The sequence below is a fragment of the Streptomyces sp. NBC_01092 genome (assembly GCF_045039535.1).
GTDB lineage: Bacteria > Actinomycetota > Actinomycetes > Streptomycetales > Streptomycetaceae > Streptomyces.
Genome location: NZ_CP108659.1, coordinates 689127 through 705203, shown reverse-complemented (window position 1 = coordinate 705203; position 16077 = coordinate 689127). Strand labels below are relative to the sequence as shown.

10 protein-coding genes are annotated in these 16077 nt (G+C 71.8%); 4 read left to right on the top strand and 6 right to left on the bottom strand.

The features are described from left to right. Window positions 1–5: 5 nt before the first annotated feature. Together OG254_RS02915 and OG254_RS02910 are read right to left on the bottom strand one after the other, a co-directional pair. Window positions 6–1370 (bottom strand): CAP domain-containing protein, encoded by a 1365-nt coding sequence (locus tag OG254_RS02915; protein WP_405577004.1) that lies wholly within the window; start codon window positions 1368–1370, stop codon window positions 6–8. 89 nt (window positions 1371–1459) lie between these two features. Further along, on the bottom strand, window positions 1460–2716 hold the full coding sequence (locus OG254_RS02910) for a serine hydrolase domain-containing protein (RefSeq protein ID WP_405577003.1): 1257 nt from the start codon (window positions 2714–2716) through the stop codon (window positions 1460–1462). 204 nt (window positions 2717–2920) lie between these two features. Between OG254_RS02910 and OG254_RS02905 the strand changes: the two genes are divergently transcribed. The 4 genes from OG254_RS02905 (at window position 2921) to OG254_RS02890 (ending at window position 9568) form a co-directional block, all read left to right on the top strand. Further along, window positions 2921–4108: an ROK family protein gene (locus OG254_RS02905; protein ID WP_405577002.1), complete on the top strand. Its 1188-nt coding sequence runs from the start codon at window positions 2921–2923 to the stop codon at window positions 4106–4108. A gap of 23 nt (window positions 4109–4131) precedes the next feature. Continuing rightward, entirely contained in the window at window positions 4132–5943 is a 1812-nt protein-coding gene (locus OG254_RS02900) for an alpha-galactosidase D (RefSeq protein ID WP_405577001.1), read from the top strand. A 62-nt stretch (window positions 5944–6005) separates the two neighbouring features. Continuing rightward, window positions 6006–8381: a glycosyl hydrolase family 95 catalytic domain-containing protein gene (locus OG254_RS02895; RefSeq protein WP_405577000.1), complete on the top strand. Its 2376-nt coding sequence runs from the start codon at window positions 6006–6008 to the stop codon at window positions 8379–8381. Beyond that, window positions 8378–9568, top strand: a complete 1191-nt coding sequence (locus tag OG254_RS02890; RefSeq protein WP_405576999.1) for a GDSL-type esterase/lipase family protein — start codon at window positions 8378–8380, stop codon at window positions 9566–9568. Before OG254_RS02895 ends, OG254_RS02890 begins: the two co-directional genes overlap by 4 nt. Before the next feature lie 16 nt (window positions 9569–9584). Here the strand turns inward: OG254_RS02890 and OG254_RS02885 are convergent, their stop codons facing one another. From OG254_RS02885 to OG254_RS02870, 4 genes are all read right to left on the bottom strand, one after another. Beyond that, window positions 9585–12527 carry an AAA family ATPase gene (locus OG254_RS02885; protein WP_405576998.1) on the bottom strand — a complete coding sequence of 981 codons (2943 nt, stop codon included), beginning with the start codon at window positions 12525–12527 and terminating at the stop codon, window positions 9585–9587. A 73-nt stretch (window positions 12528–12600) separates the two neighbouring features. Beyond that, on the bottom strand, window positions 12601–12954 hold the full coding sequence (locus OG254_RS02880) for a UBP-type zinc finger domain-containing protein (RefSeq protein ID WP_405576997.1): 354 nt from the start codon (window positions 12952–12954) through the stop codon (window positions 12601–12603). Continuing rightward, complete coding sequence (locus tag OG254_RS02875) at window positions 12951–14390, bottom strand: ATP-binding protein (protein WP_351200376.1); 1440 nt, start codon at window positions 14388–14390, stop codon at window positions 12951–12953. Before OG254_RS02875 ends, OG254_RS02880 begins: the two co-directional genes overlap by 4 nt. Then, window positions 14387–16063 (bottom strand): FAD-dependent oxidoreductase, encoded by a 1677-nt coding sequence (locus OG254_RS02870; RefSeq protein WP_351200374.1) that lies wholly within the window; start codon window positions 16061–16063, stop codon window positions 14387–14389. Before OG254_RS02870 ends, OG254_RS02875 begins: the two co-directional genes overlap by 4 nt. Window positions 16064–16077 lie beyond the last annotated feature (14 nt).

Below are 16077 nucleotides of genomic sequence, written 5' to 3'. Positions count from 1 at the left end.
ACCCGTCAGGCGCCGAAGAGCTGTGTCCAGTACGTGCCCGCCGGGCCGCCGCCCGCGAAGCCGATGCCTATGTGGGTGAAGTCCCGCTTGAGGATGTTGGCGCGATGGCCCGGACTGTTCATCCACCCCTCCACGACCTCGGCGGGAGAGCGCTGACCGCACGCGATGTTCTCACCGATCGTGCGCATGCGGGAGCCCGCGGCGGCAGCCCGGTCCCAGGGCTGGGTGCCCTCGGGCGAGGTGTGGGAGTAGAAGGCGCGGGCTGCCATGTCGGCGCTGTAGGCCTGCGCGGCGGTGGTCAGCGCGGCATCGACGGCCAGGGGGTGCAGCCCGGCCCGGGCCCGCTCCCGGTTGGTCAGGTCGACGACCTCGGTCGCGGTGCGGGGCAGGCCGCCCGGCGAGAGCGGCCTGGCCCACAGCGCCGTCCAGTACGTGTCGCCCGAGCGGCCACCCGTGACGTGCGCTAGGGCGGCATGCGTGAAGGCGGCGTCGTGCAGGGTGCGGCGAGGGCCTTCGGAGCGCAGGCAGTAGGCGACGAACTCGGCGGGGGTACGGGGACCGGAGACCAGCTGCTCGCCGATGGTCAGATACGCGTACCCGGCGGCGGTGATGCGCTGGTACACGGAGACGCCGTCCGGGCCCTCCACCCCGAGCCGTCCCGCCGAAGCCATGGCGGCGGCGTGAGCGTGGGCGGCGGAGGCGAGCCGGGCATCAAGAGTGACGGGCGGCGAACCGGCGCCAGCGCGCGCGGAGTTGACCAGCCCCAGGAAGCCGTCGGGATCGGGGGAGGGCGTGCGCGGCACGGCCAGGTCGACCAGGGTGTGCATCGTGGGCCGTGCGGCGGGCATGGCGGCCGGGGCGGGTGTCTGCATGGCCGCCGTCGGCGTCGCGTCCTCGATGACGTCCACCCCGAAGTCGCGCGCGAGCCCCGCCAGCCCGTCCGCGTACCCCTGCCCCAGAGCCCGCACCTTCCAGGCGCCGCCCCGCCGGTACAGCTCCGCGAGCAGCAGCACCGTCTCCTGTTGTGGCCGCGGCGGGGCGAACCGGGCGATCGGGCGGCCGCCGGAGTCGGTGATGTGGAGCGCGGGGGCGGGCAGTCGGCCCAGGGGAGTGCCGGTCTCGGCGGGGCTGACGACCACCGTGACCCGGGTCGCCCCGGGGCGCAGGCGCGGCGGGTCGACGGTCAGCGTGTCGCCGTGCAGCCGGGCGCCCGGAGCCGACGGCTGGTTGTAGAACACGAAGTCCGCGTCGCCGCGCACCTTGCCGCTGTCGTCGGTGATGAGCGCGGACACGTCGAAGGGGCCGGGTACGCGGACGGTCACGCTGCCGCCCGGGAGGGGCAGATTGCCCCCGGGGACCAACTCGCTCATCGGGCCGTCCTGGTGGGTGGTTCGAGATCCGGTGGGGATGTCCGCACAACGCACACCGGATCCCGAGGGTTCCCACCCGAGGTGCGGCCTCAGTTCGCGTCAGGGTCCAGCGGGTTCCCCGGCGCGCCGACCCCGTGCCGTTCGACCGGCGTGGCGGCGCTGCGCGACTTCTTCGTCTGCTTGCCGCAGAACGCGGACTCCAGCGTGCCCAGCATGGCGGTGTGCACCGAGCCGTTGTTGGAGGCGTTGGCGAGCGCCGCGAGGCTGCGCTTGCCGTCCTTGGAGGCGAAGGCGTAGGAGTAGTAGCCCTGTACGGCGCCCGTGTGGCCGTAGACGGAGACCCCGCACGACAGATCGCGCCGCCGCAGCCCGAGCCCGTACCGCTGGTTCGTCCCCGACGGTACCCACCGCTGCATCTGGGCCAGCTGGGCGCGGGAGGTCAGCCGCCCGCCGAGCAGCGCCGACAGGAAGGTGTTGAGGTCCCGTGTGGTGGAGATGACCGCGCCCGCGCTCTGCGCCCAGGACACCGTCTGTTCGGTGGCGTCGACGAGCGCCGCGCCGGCGGTGTCCGGGGTGAGATAGCCGCGGGCGTGCCGGCCGGGGACCTTGGTACCGGGGTGCACGTAGAAGGTGTCGCCCAGCTTCAGCGGCTCGAAGATCCGGTTGCGGTACTCGGTCCGTACGGCATGCCCGGTCAGCTTCTCGATGAGCATCCCGGCGACCACGAAGTTGGTGTTGGAGTACGAGTACGCGCCGCCCGGCTTGGTGGTCCGCGGCCGGCTCAAGGAGCGGTTCACCAACTGCCGGTAGGTGAAGACCTTCTTGCGGACCGCCTCGAAGCCGGGAACCGTCCGCGCGAACATGTCGTTGGAGTAGTCGTGCAGGCCGCTGCGGTGGCTGAGCACGTGGCGGACCGTGATGCGGTCGTCGGGCAGCAGCCCCGGCAGATAGCGGTTGACCGGGGCGTCGAGCGCGAGCTTCTTCTCGTCGGCGAGTTGCAGCAGGACCACGGCCGAGAAGATCTTGGTGACGCTGCCGATGCGGAACCGGTCGGCGTTGCTGAGCGCCCGTCCGGTCTTCCGGTTGGCGACGCCCGCGGCCGCCCAGCGGACCGAGCCGCGGTCGTCGAGGCGTGCCATCGCACCGGGTGCGCCCTGCCGCCTCGCCGTGCGCAGGACGTTCCACAGGCCCTTCATATCCGCGGCGGGCGGCGCGGCCGCCGCGGCGTCGGCCTTGGTGTCGGCGGGTTCCAGGGGTGCGGCATACGCGGGCACCGCGAGGAGCGACCCAAGGGCCACCGCCACCGCCGTGCCTCTGACCAGCGCTGTTGAGATCTTCGAGACCATCCGGATTCCTCCCGTTCGTCGATGTGCTGCAGACGCGATAACGATCACCGCCGTCCGGGGCAACCTTCTCGCATCCCGTCACATCGCCACAGACGACGCACAGTTGGACAGACACCGATCACTGGGTGGGAGTCCTTCAGCGGCACTTCGGGGAATCCTGCTTCTTTTATTGACGGCGGAAAATAAGGGCTCTAGGTTCCGGGCATGTCCTCGATCCACCGCGCCGAGTCGTTCCCGGCGAACACGCCGGCCGCCTCGCAGATCTTCACCACCGTCCTCAGTCATGGGCCGCTCACCCGTCTGGAGGTGGCCCGGCGGGCGGGACTGTCCCCGGCCGCCGTCACCAAGGCGGTACGGCCCCTGATCGAGGCCGGCTATCTGGTGGAGGACGTGGACGCGGACGCCCGCCCCACGCTCGGCCGGCCCGCCAACCCGGTACGGGTCGACGGAGGACGGGCGCTGTTCATCGGCGTCAAAGTGACCGGCGACGAGATCATCGGCGTGCTCACCGACCTGTGCTGCCGTATCCGCGTCGCCCGCCACGCCCCGCTCGCCGACCTCGAACCCAAGGGCGTGCTGGCCTCGGTCGCCGAGCTGGCGGGCGAACTGCTCACGGAAGCCAGCGACTTGGGCGTCCCGGTCCTCGGGCTCGGCATCGCCGTCTCCGGAGACGTGGACCGCGGCGCGGGCGTCGTCCGCTACTCGCCGTTCCTGGAGTGGCGGGACGTCCCCCTCGCCGAACTCGCCGCCGCGACCACCGGACTGCCGGTCACCGTCGACAACGACGTACGCGCTCTCACCGTCGCCGAGCAGTGGTTCGGCGCCGGCGTGGGACTGTCCGACTTCGCCGTGGTGACCGTCGGCGCCGGCATCGGCTGCGGCCTCGTGGTGCACGGCCGGGTCGTCGCCGGGGCGCACGGCGTGGCCGGAGAGATCGGGCACGTGACCGTCGACCCGGCAGGCCCGCCCTGCCACTGCGGCAACCGCGGCTGTGTGGAGGCCATCGCGGGGGACGCGGCGATCGTCCGCCGCATCCGCGAGACCACCGGCGTCGAGGTCGCCGACACCGCCGAGGCGGCGGCGCTGGCCCACCGGGGGAACGCCGGAGCCCGCGAGGCCTACGCCCGCGCCGGCGAGGCGATCGGCCGGGGCATCGCCACCGTGGCCAACTTGCTCGGACCCGAGCGGGTGATCATCTCCGGCGAGGGACTCGCCGCCTACGACCTGTTCGCCGAACAGATCCGCGACGCCCTCGCCGCGGCCGCGTTCGGCTCCGCCGCCCAGTGCGACGTACAGACCCGCCCACTGCCCTTCGAGGAGTGGGCGCGCGGGGCCGCGGCCACCGCGATCCAGTCCTTCATCCGAGCCGACGACCAGCGCCAGAGCCGCTGAACCAACCCAGGGAGGCCCGACCCATGAGGTCATCCTCGTACTCCGTCATGCCCGCACGCGCCCTGAGAGCCGTGGTGGTCCTGGCCCTCACCGCCGGTGTCACCGCCGCCGTCCCCGCCGCACAGGCCGAGACCACCACGCCCTCGGCCGCCCCGACCACCACCGCGGTGGCCGCCAAGCCCTACATGGGCTGGACCAGCTGGACCATGCAGTCGTCGAAGTACCCGGGCCTCAACCCGAAGGGCGACTACAGCTATCTCTCCGAGGCGAACGTCACCAAGCAGACCGACGCCATGGCCGCCAAGCTGAAGAAGTACGGCTACGAGTACGTCAACATAGACGCCGGCTGGTGGATGGACTGGTCCTGGAAGTCGCAGTTCGACGAGTACGGCCGGCAGAAGGCCGACCCGGTGCGCTTCCCGAGCGGCATGAAGGCCGTCGCCGACCGCATCCACTCCAAGGGCCTCAAGGCCGGCATCTACCTCCCGGTCGGCCTGGAGAAGGGCGCGTACAACGACGGCAAGAACCCGATCTGGAACGCCGACGGCTGTACGACCGGCGACATCGTCTACGACGACCTGCGCACCACCAACGGCTGGGACAGCGCCTACAAGATCGACTTCTCGAACCCCTGCGCGCAGAAGTACATCGACTCCCAGGCGCAGATGTTCGCCGACTGGGGCTACGACTTCCTGAAGCTCGACGGCGTCGGCCCCGGCTCGTTCAAGAGCGGCGACAACTACAACAACGTCGCCGACGTCGCCGCCTGGCAGAAGGCCATCGACACCGCCGGCCGCCCGATCCACCTGGAGCTGTCCTGGTCCCTCGACTACGGGCACGTTGAGGACTGGAAGAAGTACTCCAACGGCTGGCGCATCGACACCGACGTCGAGTGCTACTGCAACACCCTGGTCACCTGGGAGAACTCGGTCGACGACCGCTGGGACGACGCCCCCGCGTGGACCGACCACGCCGGCCCCGGCGGCTGGAACGACCTCGACTCCCTGAACGTCGGCAACGGCGAGATGGACGGCCTCACCAAGGCCGAGCGGCAGAGCTACGCCACCCTGTGGGCCATCGCCAAGTCCCCGCTGTTCACCGGCGACGACCTCACCAAGCTCGACTCCTACGGCCTTTCGCTGCTCACCAACCGCGAGGTCATCGCGATCAACCAGAGCAGCGCCCCACCCGCCGAGCCCGTCACCGCCTCCGACCCGCAGCAGGTGTGGGCCGCGAAGAACCCCGACGGCACCTACACCGTGGCCCTGTTCAACCTCTCCGACGCACCCGCCTCGGTGACCGCGAACTGGCAGACCCTCGGCTTCAAGGGCAAGGCCTCCGTGCGCGACGTGTGGAACAAGGAGAGCCTCGGCACCGCCACCGACAAGATCACCCAGGCGCTCCCCGCGCACGGCTCCCGCCTGTTCACCGTCACCCCGCGCGGCACCGACCTCGCCTGGACCGCCCATGAGGCGGAGGCGGGCACCCTGAGCGGCAACGCCTCCGTCGCGGACTGCTCCGCCTGCTCCGACGGCCACAAGGTCGGCAACCTCTACACCGGTGGCAAGGTCACCGTGAACGACGTCGTGGTGGCCAAGGCCGGCACCTACCAGATCAAGGTGGCCTACGTCAGCGGTGACTCCCGTTCGATCCTCGTCTCGGCCAACGGAGGCGGCGCCACCTCGCACAAGATGCCGGCCACCGGCAACTGGGGGACCGTCAACAGCGTCTACGTGCCGGTGCAGCTCAAGGCCGGGGCCAACACCGTCACCTTCGACAGCGGCACCGGCTACGCGCCGGACATCGACCGGATCGACGTACCCAAGTCTCTCTGATCCCCCTCCGCCGGGGCCCGGCCGTGCGCCGGGCCCCGGCCCGGACGACCCCGGAGCCGCACATGGACACCAGCCCGAACGAGCCGAGCAGAAGATCCGTCCTCTCCCTGGCCACCACCGCGGGCCTCACCGCCGCCCTCGGTACGCTGCCCGCCTTCACCGCCACCGCCGCGCCCGCCCGCCCCGCTGAAGTCCCGCTTCCCGCCGACTTGGCCCGCCACCAGCTGTGGTGGCAGGCCCCCGGCGACGAGGGCTCGCTGATCGAACAGGGCCTGCCCGTCGGCAACGGCCGCATAGGAGCCCTCGCGAGCAACGACCCCGGCCGCGAACTGCTGCTGATCACGGACGCCACCATGTGGACCGGCGGCCTCAACGACACCCTCGACCAGGACGGCCAGTTCCCCTACGGCCGCTCCGACTTCGGCTCGTTCACCCTGCTGGCCAAGCTCACCGTCGACATCCCCGACCACGACCTCGGCGGCGTCAACGGCTACCGCCGCACCCTCGACCTCGCCCAGGGCCTGGTCACCAGCTCCTACGTCCGCTCCGGCGTCACCTACCGGCGCGAGATGTACGCCAGCCACCCCGACGACGTCATCGTCCTGCGCTTCACCCAGAGCGGCGGCGGCCGCTACACCGGCACCCTCACCCTCACCGGCACCCACGGCGAGCACCCCACCGCCGCCGAGTCCTTCGGCGCGACCCTCCCCAACGGCCTGCGCTACGGCGCCGCCGTCAAGGCCCGCGGCACCGGCGGCAAGGTCACCGTCGACGGCACCCGCATCGACTTCACCGGCTGCAAGGACCTCACCGTCGTGGTCACCGCCGGTACCAACTACGCGCCCGACGCCGACTCCGGCTTCCGCGACCCCTCACTCGACCCCGAGCGACTCGCCCGTACGAAGGTCCGTGCCGCCGTCGCGGAGTCGGCCGACGCCCTGCGCCGCACTCATGTCGCCGACTACCGCGCCCTGTACGGACGACTCGGCCTCTCCCTCGGCACGTCCTCGGCCGAGCAGCGCGAACTGGACACCTGGGAGCGCCTGCACGCCCGCAGCCGCGATCCCGAGCCCGATCCCGAACTGGAGGCGGCCTACCTCCAGTTCGGCCGCTACCTGATGATCTGCGGCTCACGCGGCAGCCTGCCCCTGGGCCTCCAGGGCCTGTGGCTGGACGGCAACGACCCGGACTGGATGGGCGATTACCACACCGACATCAACATCCAGATGAACTACTGGATGGCCGACCGCACGGGCCTGTCCCCGTGCTTCGACGCCTTCACCGACTACTGCGTCGACCAGCTCCCGTCCTGGAACGACCTCACCCGCCGCCTGTACAACGACCCGCGCAACCGCTACCGCAACTCCAGCGGCAAGAACGCCGGCTGGGCCGTCGCCTTCTCCACCAACCCCTACGGTGGGAGCGGCTGGTGGTGGCATCCGGCGGGCAACGCCTGGCTGTGCACCACCCTGTGGGAACACTACGAGTACACCGGGTCGCGCGAGTACCTGGCGAAGATCTACCCGCTGCTCAAGGGCGCGTGCGAGTTCTGGGAGGCGCGACTGCTCACCATCACCCTCCCCGGCACCTCGAAGGAGGTGCTCGTCGACGACAGCGACTGGTCCCCGGAACACGGCCCGCAGGACGCCAAGGGCATCACCTATGCTCAGGAAGTCGTGTGGATGCTGTTCGGGAACTACTGCACCGCGGCCGCCGAACTCCGGCGGGACACCGACTTCGCGGATACGATCGCCTCACTGCGCAGAAAGCTGTACCTGCCGCAGGTCAGCCCGACCACCGGCTGGCTGGAGGAGTGGATGTCGCCGGACAACCTGGGTGAGACCACGCACCGCCACCTGTCCCCGCTGATCAACCTGTTCCCGGGCGACCGCATCCGCCCCGACGGCTCCACCCCGGCCGACCTCGTCGCCGGCGCCACCGCCCTGCTCACCGCACGCGGCATGGAGAGCTTCGGCTGGGCCAACGCCTGGCGCAGCCTGTGCTGGGCCCGCCTCAAGGACGCGGACAAGGCCTACCAGCTCATCGTCAACAATCTCCGCCCCTCCACCGACGGCAGCAACGGCACGGCCTTCAACCTCTTCGACATCTACGAGGTGGAACGCGGCCGGGGCATCTTCCAGATCGACGCCAACTTCGGCACCCCCGCCGCCATGGTGGAGATGCTGCTGTACTCCCGGCCCGGACACGTCGAACTCCTCCCGGCCCTTCCCGACGCCTGGGCCGCCTCGGGCTTCGTCGAGGGCGTCCCCGTACGCGGCGGTTTCGAGGTCGACCTGCACTGGCGGGACGGCAGACCGACCGAGGCGCGGATCCGCAGCGTCGGGGGCCGCACCACGACGGTCGCCTACGGCGAAGTGTCCCGCACGGTCTCGCTGCGGCCCGGCGCGTCCGTCACGCTGAAAGACCTCGCCCGGTGAGGGCCGCGCTTCCGCTGGCCGCCGTCCTGCTGACGGTCGTCGCCTGCCAGTCCGCGCCCGCCGAGGCGACCGGCGGCCCGAGCGGCGTCGTCACCTGGGCGGCGAGCGCCGACCGGATGGGCGACGGCGTCGCCGGCCGCAGCTACCGGCTCGTCGTGCACACCAGCGTCGGCGGCACCGGAGTGCGGGTCCGGCTCTCCAACGCCTTCGGCGACCGGCCGATCACCTTCGACAGCGCCTACGCGGGCCTCCAGAAGCAGGGCGCCGAACTGCGGCCGGGCAGCAACCGGCGCCTGGCCTTCGGCGGCAAGCCCACCGTCACCGTGCCGGCCGGCGCCACCGTGTGGAGCGACCCGCTGCCCGGGAAGCTGCCCGCCGCGTCCAACCTCGTCGTCAGCGTGCACAGCCCGGACGCGGCCGGCCCGGCGAGCGGTCACTGGATGGCCATGCAGACGTCGTACGCCACCCAGGGCGACCACACCGCCGAGGACAGCGGCACTCCCTGGACCATCCCGACCGGCTCCTGGTTCTATCTCGACGCCGTCTCCGTGCACGCCCCCAAGGGCACCGCAGCGGTGGCCGCCCTCGGCGACTCCATCACCGACGGCTGGCAGTCCACCTCCGACCTGAACCGCCGCTGGCCCGACTACCTCGCCCGCCGTCTGCAACGCACCGACACCGCGGTCAAGGGCGTCGCCAACGAGGGCATCTCCGGGAACAAGCTCCTCGCGGACGGCGCCGGCCAGAGCTCCCTGAACCGGCTGGAGCGGGACGTGCTGTCCCAGCCGGGCGTGCGGACCGTCTTCCTCTTCCAGGGCGTGAACGACATCAAGGCCCACAGCGGCGTCACGGCCGACGACCTGATCGAGGGCTTCCGCGAGATCGTCGACCGGGCGCACGCGGCCGGCAAGTGCGTCGTCGGCGCGACCGTGGCCCCCTTCAAGGGCTGGCACGAATGGGACGCGGCCGGCGAGGCCGTACGCCAGGAGGTCAACACCTTCATCCGCACCAGCGGTGAGTTCGACGCCGTCACCGACTTCGACCGCATCCTGCGCAGCCCCTACGACCAGGAGAGGATGCTCCCCGCCCTCGACGGCGGCGACCACATACACCCCAACGACAAGGGCATGCAGGCGATGGCCGACGCCGTCGACCTGACCGCCCTCGACTGCGACATCACCGGGTGAGGTGCGCGACGGCCGATCAGCCCACCGTCTCCTCGCGGCTGATCAGGCCCTCGCGATAGGCGATCGCCACCGCTTCCGTACGGCTCGCGGCGCCCAGCTTGGCGAGGATGTTGGAGACATGGACGCTCGCCGTCTTGCCGGAGATGTACAGCTCCTCGCCGATCTGCCGGTTGCTGCGGCCGAGGGTGAGGAGACGCAGGACGTCCTGCTCGCGGGCCGTGAGCGCGGAGGCGCGGTCGGCGGGGGCCTGCGCCAGGCGGCCCCGGCGGATCAGGGCATCCAGTTGCTCCAGCAGAGGAGTCGCGCCGAGCCGGGCCGCCGTCGCCCGGGTGGCCCGGGCCTCGGTGGCCGCCGCCTCGCGGTCGTCCGCCGCCAGCAGGGCCTCGGCGTACCGCAGTCGGCACCGGGCTCGCTCGTACTCGTCGCCATGGTCGAACGCGGCCACCGCCTGCGCCCACGCCTGCGCGTCCGGCCCGCTGACGGCCCGTGTCCACTCCGCCTCCGCGCGGGCCAGCCACGCCATGCCCTCCGGGCCCTGCGGCACGCGGTCCTCGCCCCGTACGGCCACCGTCCGCGCCTGCTCCACCAGCTCGGTCGCCTTGTCCGCCCAATGGCGTGCGCCCGCCTCGTCACCGGTCAGGCGCAGTGCGGCGGCCCGGTCCGCGACCGCGGACAGCGCGAGGGCGGCCAGCCGGACCGTGACGTCGGGCAGCCTCCCCACGTCGTCGGTGAGGGCCGCGACGGTCGTCCGCATCCGCTCCACCGCCCCCTCCGCGTCACCGTCCATTGCGGCGGCGTCGGTGAGCGCGATGCCCGCGACGAGCGTGCCCATCCAGTCGAACGGTCCCGCCAGCAGGGCACGGGCCCGCCCGACGGCCTGGACGTCGCCGCGCGCGAGCGCGACGTACAGCGCCGGACCGGCCGCGAATCCGCCCGTGTCGGGCAGCACCTCGGCGTCGGTCGCCGCGAAGCTCACGCACTCGTCCCAGCGCCCCAGCGTGTACAGCACCAACACGCGCAGATACCGCATCTCCAGCGGATACGGCGACGACAGCAGCCCCGCACGCCGGGCGCGATCGAGGCCCTCCGTCAGCCAGGGCAGACACTCCTCCAGATCACCCGACTCGAAGCAGCCGACGGCGAGGTTGAACAGGGCACGCATCTCCACCGTCGTGTTCCCCGCACTCCTCGCCAACTCCCGGGCCTCACGCAGCCGCTCCCGCCCCTGCGGGGTGCCCCGGCCGCCGCCCTCGAGCGCGGCCAGCGAGATCAGCAGGTCCGCCCGGGCGTCCGTGAGCTGGAGCTGCTCGGCGGTGGGCAGGGCCTCGTAGGCGATCCGCAGCGCGGTCTCGTCCTCCCCGACCTGGCGTGCCGCGAGGACATGCGTGGCCGCCGCCCACACCCAGGTCCGGGACGGAGGGTCGGCCGGGATGAGGGCGAGCGCCTCGCTGCTGTAGGCGTAGGCCGCCGTCAGGCTGTCCACCTCGAGCAGGTTGCCGGCGAGCGTGTAGCGGACCCGGGCGGCGAGTTCGGCGTCGCTGTCCTGGCCGACGCCCGCGAGTGCGGAGCGGGTGAGGGAGACCGCCCGGTGCGCCTCGCCCGCGTGGGCGGCCGCCGCCGACGCGCGCAGCGTCAGCGTCACCCGGTCGTTGCCCTCGCCCGAGGGCCGCGCCGACGGCTCCACCGACGACCACAGGTCCAGGGCGGTCTCCAGATGCCGTAGCTCCTCGGCCGGCGCGCCGACACCGTGGGCGTGGGCGGCGGCCTCCAGCGACGCGGCCAGCGCCTCCGCCAGGTCGTGGCTCGCGCGGTAGTGGTGGGCGCGCTCCGCCGCCGTCTCGTGCGGACGGCCGCGCCCCGCGAGCAGCCGGGCGAACGCGCCGTGCAGCCGGGCCCGTTCACCGGGCAGCAGATCGGCGTACACCGCCTCGCGGGCGAGCGCGTGCCGGAACGCGTACGTGTCGCCGTCGCCGGAGACCAGCAGCTGCCGCCCGACGGCCTCGCGCAGCGCCGACTCCAGGTCCTCCTCCGGGATCCCCACGGCACCCCGCAGCAGGTCGTGCTCGACCCGGCGTCCGGCGACCGCGGCCGTGCGCAGCACCTGCTGGGCGGTGTCGGAGAGCTGCTCGAACCGGATCAGGAGGACGTCGGCCAGCCCGCTGGGCACCCCGCCGGCCTCCGTGTCCGTGGCCGCGACGAGTTCCTCGGCGTAGAAGGCATTGCCCTCGGCCCGCTCGACGATCCGCCGCACGGTCGTGTCCGGCAGCGGCCGCTCCTGCACGGCACGCACCAGCTCTGCGACCTCGGCGTCGGCCATGGGCCGCAGCTCCAGCCGCTCGACGGCGGGCAGCCGCACCAATTCGGCCAGCAGTGGCCGCAGCGGGTGACGCCGGTGCAGATCGTCCGCACGATAGGACGCGAGCACGGCGAGCCGATGCGCCGGCGCCCCGGTCGCCGCTCGCTGCAGGATCCCTCGACTGAGCAGGAACCGCAGGAGATCCCGCGACGACTGGTCGGCCCAGTGCAGATCCTCCAGGACGAGCAGCACCGGCGCGATGTCCGACAGATCGGCCAGCAGCCCGGCGATGCCCTCGAACAGCCGCAGCCGGTCGCTCACGGCGTCCGTCCCGCCACCCAGCAGACGTCCCACGACGGGATGAGCGGCGAGGACACCCGCGAACCGCTCGTCCTCGGCGAGCACCCCGAGCACCTCGGTGAACGGCAGATACGGCAGCCCGACATCGCCGAGGTCGACACAGTGCCCGGTGAGCACGGTCATCCCGGCCGCGCCGGCCCGCCCCGCGACCTCGTCGAGCACCCGGGTCTTGCCGACCCCGGCGTCCCCGGCGACCAGCACGGCCCGGGCCTCACCGCCCCGGGCACGCTCCAGGACGTCGGAGAGCCGGGCCAGTTCGGGGTCCCGCCCGATCAACGGCGTACTGAGTGGGGTCTGCGACACGCATACATCCTGTCACTCACCACTGACAGCACCTGTGGTTTTTGCGGGCGTGGGCAACTGCGTGATCGAGCCGTCAGGCGCGCAAGGTGTTCGCCCAGTCCTCAGGCACCCGCCCCGCGGGCCCCGGCGTGGGCTGGTCCGCGGGATGACTCGCCGGAGGAGCCAACTCGGGCCCGGACTCGAACATCTCGTTCGTGCCGTAGTTCCAGTACCACGCCTCACCCGGCTCGAAGCTCTGCACCAGCGGATGCCCGGTCTCCCGGAAATGCGCCGTCGCGTGCTTCGCGGGCGAACTGTCGCAGCACCCCACGTGCCCGCACTGCGCACAGCGCCGCAGGTGGAACCACCACCCACCGGCCGCGTCGCACTCCGGACACCCACTGCCGCTCGGCGGGACGCTGGGATCGATGCCGTTGATGTCGCTCATGAAGCCTCCTCGGACGTGAACGGAAGGAGCACCTGAAAACGCGTGTCGCCCGGCTCGGACTCCACCTGGATCGTGCCGTGGTGCTTGTTGGTCACGATCCGCCAGGAGATGTCGAGGCCGAGCCCGGTGCCCTCGCCCACGGGCTTGGTCGTGAAGAAGGGGTCGAAGATCCGCCCCCGGTCCTGCGCCGGGATACCCACCCCCGTGTCACGGAACTCCACCAGCAGCCGGTCGTGATCCGGCGCCGTCCGCACGGTCAACGTGCCGTCGCCGCCCGCGCTGTTGATCGCCGAGACCGCGTTGTCGATCAGGTTCGTCCAGACCTGGTTGAGCTCCGCCGGGTAGGCCGGGATCTTCGGCAGCGTACGGTCGTAGTCCTTGACGACCTCGATCCGCTTCCCGATCTTGCCCGACAGCATCAGCAGGGTGCTGTCGAGGAGTTCATGGACGTCGGCGTTCTGGAAGGGCGCGCGGTCGAGCTGGGAGTACTGCTTGGCCGCGTCGACGAGATGCGAGATGCGGGTGGTCGAGTCGTTGATCTCGTCCATCAACAGCTCGGTCTCGACGGTGTAGTTGAGCCACCCGATCGCGCTCGGCAGGATCTCCGCGTCGACCGCCGCCACGACCTGGTCCAGCCAGTCCACGTCGAGACCGGCCTGGACGAAGGTGGGCGCGATCCGCCAGCCCTCCGGGATGCCCTGGTCGTCGAGCCAGTCGGTGACCGCGTCCTCCCGGTCGGCGGCCTCCAGCGGACTCAGCGTGGGGGCCTTGGCGACCCGCTCGGCGGTGCGCTCCTGGAGGTCGATTAGGTTGGCCATGACCTCGGGGGAGTACGAACCCTGGGCGATGATGGCCAGCTTGTGCCGCATCTTGCCCACGCGCTCGCGCAGTGTCGCGGTCGCGCGTACGGCCGCCGCGGCGGGGTTGTTGAGCTCGTGCGTGAGCCCGGCGGACAACGAGCCGAGCGCCAGGAGCCGTTCGCGTTGGTTGATGGCCGACTGCGTGCTCTTCTGACCGAAGAAGAGGCCTTCCAGCAGATGCAGGGCCATCGGGAACCACTCCTGGATCACCCCCGCGAAGGTCTCGGCGGGCAGCACGAAGAACCGCGTCGGCTCCGTCACGCGCATCGAGCTGTTGTAGACCTGCGGCACCCGGTCCCCGAGGTAGGCCTGCCAGGCGCCGGAGTACACCCCGCGCTGGGAGGTCCGGTTGACCTCCACGTCGTCGGCCCCGACCCGCCGGGACAGCACGACCGTGCCCTCGATCATCACGTAGAAGCAGGTGGCGGGATCGCCCTCGGTGTACACGGGCCCGGGCTCGAACAGCTCCACCCGCCCCTCGCTGCACAGCCGGCCGAGCTGCTCGGGGCTGAGCTTCTCGAACAGGAACAGCGACCCGATCTCCTGGGCGTTGCACGGCATCAACTGCCCGCTCATGACTGCTCCAGATAACGGTGGACGAGCATCACGGCCATGGCTCCCTCTCCGACGGCGGACGCCACGCGCTTCGCGGACTCGGAGCGAGCGTCGCCCGCCACGAACACGCCGGGCACATTGGTCTCCAGGTGGTACGGCGGCCGGTCCAGCTCCCAGCCGGCCGGCGGCCGACCGTCGGCGGTGAGGTCGGGCCCCGCGAGGATGAATCCGCGCTCGTCCCGCAGCACCGTCTCGTCCAGCCAGTCGGTCAGCGGGGCCGCGCCGATGAACACGAACATCCACTGGGCGTCGACGCTCTCGGTCCGCCCGCTGTCCGTGTCCCGCAGCGTCAGCTGCTCCAGGTGTCCGGAACCGTGCGCGGACTCGACGACCGTGCGGGGACGCACCGAGATGTTCGGGGCCTCCTCGATCTGCTGGACCAGATAGTGCGACATGGACGCCGACAGCGACGCCCCGCGCACCAGCAGGGTCACCGACTTGGCGCCCCGCGACAGATACATCGCCGCCTGCCCGGCGGAGTTGGCGCCGCCGACGATGTACACGTCCTGGCCCTGGCAGGCGGGCGCCTCCGTGAGCGCCGACCCGTAGTACAACCCGCGGCCGGTCAGGTCCGCACAACCCGGCGCCTGCAGCTGACGGTAGGACACGCCGGTCGCCAGGATCACGCTGTGCGCGGCAACCGCCGAGCCGTCGGAGAACCGTACGATCCGGGCCGCGCCGCTGACCTCCAGCCCCGTGACCTCGCGCGCGGTGAGGATTTCGGCGTCGAACTTCGCCGCCTGCCGCCGGGCCCGGTCGGTGAGCTGGGCGCCCGACACGCCGTCGGGGAAGCCGAGGTAGTTCTCGATGCGGGAGCTCTGCCCGGCCTGGCCGCCGGTCGCCGACCGCTCCACGAGCACGGTCCGCAGCCCCTCCGACGCCCCGTACACGGCCGCGCCGAGCCCGGCGGGGCCGCCGCCGATGACGACGAGGTCGTAGAAGTCGGCCGTCGGCGTCGTGGCCAGGCCCACCTTCGCGGCCAGCTCGGGTGCCTCGGGTGCCACGAGGGGCGTCCCGTCGGGCGTGACCACCAGCGGCAGCTGCTGCCCGTCGTGCCCGGCGGCGGCCAGCAGCCGCTGTCCCTCCGGCTCCTCGGCGGAGTACCAGCGGTACGGCACCTGGTTGCGGGCCAGGAACTCCCGCACCTCCGACGAGCGCGCCGACCAGCGGTGTCCGACCACCTTGGTGCTGGGCACCGGCCGGTAGTCGCTGCGCCGCCATGCCTCCAGCAGGTCGTCCAGGACCGGGTAGAGCTTCTCCTCGGGCGGATCCCACGGCTTGAGCAGGTAGTGATCAAGGTCCACGACGTTGATCGCGTCGATCGCCGCGTTCGTGTCCGCGTACGCGGTCAGCAGCACGCGGCGGGCGCCCGGGTACACGTCCAGGGCCGCTTCCAGGAACTCGATGCCGTTCATCTGCGGCATGCGGTAGTCGGCCAGGATCACCGCGACGAGGTCGCCGCGCAGCTTCAGCTCGCGCAGCGCGTCCAGCGCGGACTCGCCGGACTCCGCGCGCACGATCCGGTGCGACTCGCCGTAGCGCCGGCGCAGATCGCGGGCGACCGCCCGGGACACTCCCGGGTCGTCGTCCACGGTCAGGATGACGGTCCGCGCTGCTTCGGCGGCCTGAGTCATACGTCTCCCACCCC